Genomic DNA, 4,837 nt, shown 5'->3' on the forward strand with positions numbered 1-4,837 from the left:
GTTATGGATAATGGGAAACAAGTCCCCTCGGGGATAGTTCCGTGGGAGTTCTACAACCGTATAATGCGATAAGATCGTAATGGGGATAGATGGGCACATCCATAAAATTATAAAATTCTTCTTTCTGACTTGCTGATGCGGGCTGCTGGTCTGAACTGGCCAACTATCTGATATTCTGAAATGAATGCTTCAAGGATAGCCTGATATATACCCTGGGTGAAAGCGCACGCCACGGCCTGATTTCAGAGGAGATGTGCGTTGCTGGATTGGGAAGTTGCAACAATTATATGACGCAGCAAGAAAAAACCTGCCTGCCGGGCAATTTTGCCGCCTGCCCCAATGTCTCAGAAGCGAATCTGCACACCGGCGCCAATACCGTATTCGGAGTGCCATTGACCAATAATCGAGATATTTTTGCGCAGCAGGTAGGCCAGCCTTGTTCTACCCTCCCACTTATCGTGGCTGTCATACTGTGCTTCTCCGTAAAGTGAGAGTCGAGGAGTAAGATCAAGAGATTTGCCCAGGTTGAGCCGGGCACCCCCCTCTGCATCAACCCAGAAGCGAGACTCCACATTGAGGGGCAGCAGGTACCTGAGCCCTATTACGGGCCGGGTATTATCGATGTCGTTGCCAGAGCCAAGCATGTCTGCCCCGGCCAGGATGGTGAAAAAGCGATTGAAGTAACGGTCATAGGTAAAGATTCCTTCCCATTCGCTGGGGCTCACATCTTGCCAGCCTACTTCCCACTCCGCAGTCAGGATGTTGCGCGTGTTGGCAAGCATCAAGAAGCCCTCCGTCATATTGCTCAGGGCGTCGGCTTGCCCCCAGAAATACCATGAATCTTTATAGAGCTTGGGCCTTACTGCGGCAAGCTGGGGATCCAATACAAAATCCTCGTAATGGACGACCCGGGCCATGCCGCTTTTCATATGGTAGAGAAGGTGACAGTGAAAGAACCAGTCGCCGAATTCGTTGGCGTTGAATTCTATGACAGTTGTGGACATGGGAGCGACGTTGACGGTGTGTTTGAGCGGAGCGTAGGCGCCCTGACCGTTTATGACTCGGAAGAAGTGACCGTGCAGATGCATGGGGTGGTGCATCATGGTTCGGTTGATAAGAATGAAGCGGGCCACTTCACCTTTGCGAATGCGGATCGAGTCGCTTTCCGATAGCGCCCTGTTGTTGATAAACCAGACGTAGCGCTCCATGTCTCCCTCGAGAGTGAGGCGGATTTCCCGAACGGTTTTGCCTTTAGAAAAGGCGGTAGGCTCTTTAGAGCGGAGTTTGGCATAAGGTGGCCATGGGCGGCTCGGATCCATGCCATCGACTGCAAGATTTCTGGATGAAGAGACGTCAGCAGCGAGCAGGCTAAAATCGCTGCCGAATTTCTTGCCGATCCTGGCATTCTGATCGGACAGAGGCATGGAGCGGCTGCTCTGCTGCATTCCTTCTGTGAGTTCCATTGCAGCGCCTGAGGTGCCCGTCGTTTCTACCCTGGAAGGCTGTTCCATCCCTTCCATTGTCATTCTTGCCGGTTCTGCGCCATGGTCCATGCTTTGCATGCCGGGCATGTTGCCCATATTCAACTGCCCCCCACCCATCATGCCGGGCAAGTCGAACTTGCCAGCCTGGACATCGGCATCGGACATACCCATAGCTGCAGAAGGTGTGAGGGAGAAAATTTTTCTCAAACTGAGATCGCCCATAGTGTGATAGAGGTTAGGCCTGGGTACATCAGCAGCCGCATGGTGCTTGCCGGAACCGATCCATATGGAAGCGTAGCCAGAGCCGTCGTGGGCCGTGGCACGGAATTCGTAAGCACCCGAGGCAGGCACCTGGACGAGTACATCGTAGGTCTCAGCGACGCAAATGAGAAAACGATTTTCTTTGACCGGCTCAACGTCCAGACCGTCGGCAGCGACGATGGTCATCGGGCCGCCAGCAAATTCCACGAAAAAATAGGTAGTGGCAGAGCCATTGATGATGCGCAGCAGCACAGTCTCATATGGGCCTGCAGGGAGCGTGGATTGGGGACTGCCGTTGACCAAAAAGCGGTCATAAGCTACATCCGCCATGTCCATGGGCGGCATTCGCAGGAGTTCTCGTTTGAAGTAGTCGCCGAGCATGCCGAGGCGGACAGCGCCGATAATACTCTGGGCGCTGCCTTTTTCGACTGCATACCACTCACTGCCGCGCTTGAGTGTCCGATTCACCTCGTGCGGGTTCTCGTCGGTCCAATCCGATAGCAGCACTACATGCTCGCTGTCAAAGTTCAAGTGATGCTGGCGCGGCTCAATGACAATAGAACCGTAAACCCCGCTCTGTTCCTGGAGGTCCGTATGAGAGTGATACCAGTAGGTGCCGCTCTGGCGGATGGGAAATTCATAGGTAAATGTCGTGTGGGGACTGATGGGCGGGAAACTGACGTAGGGAACGCCATCCATGTCGGGGGGCACGAGCAGACCATGCCAGTGGATGGAGGTCTCCACGTTCATCTCGTTATGGACGATGATGCGGGCGAAGTCCCCCTCTTTGAACCTCAGGGTGGGTCCGGGAATGCTGCCGTTTATTGTCATAGCCGGCACAGGCCTGCCGGTAATGTTCATCTGTTGCCGGGCTATGGTAAGTTCATATTCGACAGTTGCCGCTCGAGCCGGGAGCTGGCAAAAAAGAACAAGGGCAGCCAGGATTATAATTGCGGTGTTTCTGGAGCTGAGCATCCAAAAAAACTCCTTCTTTTGGAACAGAGAGCTCAAAAACATGCCCCAGACTGTATATCTCAGAGGACAATTTGTAAAGATTCATCAGAGGAAGATTGCTGTATCAGCCTGGCAAGTAGATCGTGCTATCTTCAGGGCAGCGGCTGACTGTCTACAAAACAACCCGGGGATTTCAGGCTGGGGCAGAGTTTCCCTGTTCCTCACCAGGTGCAAGACCTTGCCAGAGTACATCTGGAAAGATGCTCCTTGCTGTTATTACAGTGGCGTCAAAAGGGGGTTCAGCAAATTTCTTCACAAGAGGATCTAGAGGCTTTCAGTCCGTACTTTTCCTCAGGCAAGCTGATTCCGGTACCTTATGATGCCCTGAAGAATCTTACGCTGCTCTGGGGTGATATTGACAAAGCGAACTGCCAGTTCATATGAGGCAGCAGTAAAATCACTCTCGTCAATCGTCAGTCTGACTTTTCTCACCTCTGCCGCCACAGCAAGCCCACGTTCGGCTATCTCAATGCCGAGTTTGAAAGAGTCTTCCGTTACAGGCAGCTCGTGGCAGTTGATAAGGGCCCCGCCTTTGCTGATATTCTTGATCCTTCCTTCAACGGTCCCATGGGGAGTTATAATCTTCACAGGCCAGTTGATTTGTACTCTGGCATGCACACGCCTTTCCAGTCTCGAGACAGAACTCTTGTGAGGTCGTTCCACCCGGCAATACCTGGCACTCAGCTTTTGCAGAAACTGGCGATTTTCGTGATGAACTTCGAGGAACTGCAGCCCCACTCCAACCAGAATATTTTTCTCGTCAGAGCTCAGAACGTCGGACCATGTTACCTCGGCACGCAACAGCAGGGGCAGCCGGTTTGGCGGCCTGATAATGAGGCCGACCCGAGTGTGGAGGTCAATGGGGTGGCTGGATTCGCAGGGCGTCTCATATATGATGTAGGCCCCATCTTCACTCACATTCCTTGTGGTGGCAACGATAGTGGACTCTGCTGTCAGGATGGTCGCCGGCCAGTTGAGCACGGTGACTCCCTGACGAAGACCCATATGGTTTTGCCCCAGCTCTCCAACAGACACGGTTATCTTTTCGATCCTCTGTGCGTTCTTCCATGCGGCCGTCGCAATTGTAATTTGCAAATTAGATGCCGAAGTAACACGCACATGGCCTAGCTTGCGCCCAGATTCCCCATCTCTGAGTTGACGCTGACTGCCTGGAAGGGCTATAACCTGACGAAACAGCAGATGGCTTCAGCGGCACAGTTCGCAGAATAGCCCATTTTGCCGCAGCACAGGTATTCGCCGGTGTTCAAGCTGGTTTCCAGGTTGCAAATTGTAACAGAGTACCACTGGAGGTAAAGACAATGGCGGAGAAGGAGAAAATTTGCCGAGGAGATCATTCCGGGCACCTTTGTGTACTGGCAGGCAGCGGCAAGTTTGAGGAGATTAGAAAGCTGGTTCAGGACCCTCACTTCATGTGCTTCAACTGTGGGCGAGTTGCTCATTCTGAAAAACACCTCTGCAACCCAATGCCGAATGACTAGACCATGAGGACCAAACAGGATCTCGAGCGGATACTTTCTCGAATCGACCGTAAAGGATACAAGTCATACAAAGATATTCAGGGAGCGTATGCATTCGACACCTTCACTCTGCATATCGACCATGTACAGGGGGATCCCTTTGCAGAGCCGAGCCGGGTGCGAGTTCGACTTCAGCAAGGGGTGGCAGGATTCCCGCCGGACACCTACCTTGGCATGAGCAGAAATGTGGCTCTCAGGGACTACCTCACCAGGCAATTTTCCCGGGCCATCGGACGAGTTGTCCCCAGGCAGCAGCGGGGCAGCGGCAAAAGCGGACTCATCCGGATAGAGGTACCTGGACAGGAGATTCTGCCGCGCAGCTCCTGCCTGGTGGACGAACACTATGTGGAGGTTCGTTTCAGGATTGGTCTGCCAGCTGCAGGCAGATCCATACTTGCCAGAGAAGCAAGAGAGATGCTTCTTCGGGATATTCCGGAGGTAGTTGCCTCTTCCCTGGTTTTTGGCCGTCTGGATCGAGCTTCCCTGTACCGCCATCTTCGGACGAACGAGGATCAGGACGTGCTGCGGCAAATGCTGCGG

3 protein-coding genes are annotated in these 4,837 nt (G+C 53.2%); 1 reads left to right on the forward strand and 2 read right to left on the reverse strand.

The annotated features are described in order from the left end of the window. Positions 1-344: 344 nt before the first annotated feature. A complete protein-coding gene (locus JRI89_16905; protein MBW2072910.1) occupies positions 345-2,720 on the reverse strand; it encodes a multicopper oxidase domain-containing protein in 2,376 nt (791 codons plus the stop codon). Between the two features lie 330 nt (positions 2,721-3,050). Further along, positions 3,051-3,764: a PilZ domain-containing protein gene (locus tag JRI89_16910; GenBank protein ID MBW2072911.1), complete on the reverse strand. Its 714-nt coding sequence runs from the start codon at positions 3,762-3,764 to the stop codon at positions 3,051-3,053. 497 nt (positions 3,765-4,261) lie between these two features. On the opposite strand from JRI89_16910, the gene JRI89_16915 reads away from it, so the two are divergent. Then, on the forward strand, positions 4,262-4,837 hold a 576-nt coding region (locus tag JRI89_16915; GenBank protein ID MBW2072912.1), incomplete at its 3' end, for an ATPase.

The sequence above is a fragment of the Deltaproteobacteria bacterium genome (genome assembly GCA_019309045.1).
Classification (GTDB): Bacteria; Desulfobacterota; Syntrophobacteria; order BM002; family BM002; genus JAFDGZ01.

What these genes read in the sequence shown, in the direction of transcription:
- JRI89_16905 (MBW2072910.1), bottom strand. Translation starts at nt 2,720, where the DNA reads ATGCTCAGCTCCAGAAACACCGCAATTATAATCCTGGCTGCCCTTGTT.
- JRI89_16910 (MBW2072911.1), bottom strand. Translation starts at nt 3,764, where the DNA reads ATGGGTCTTCGTCAGGGAGTCACCGTGCTCAACTGGCCGGCGACCATC.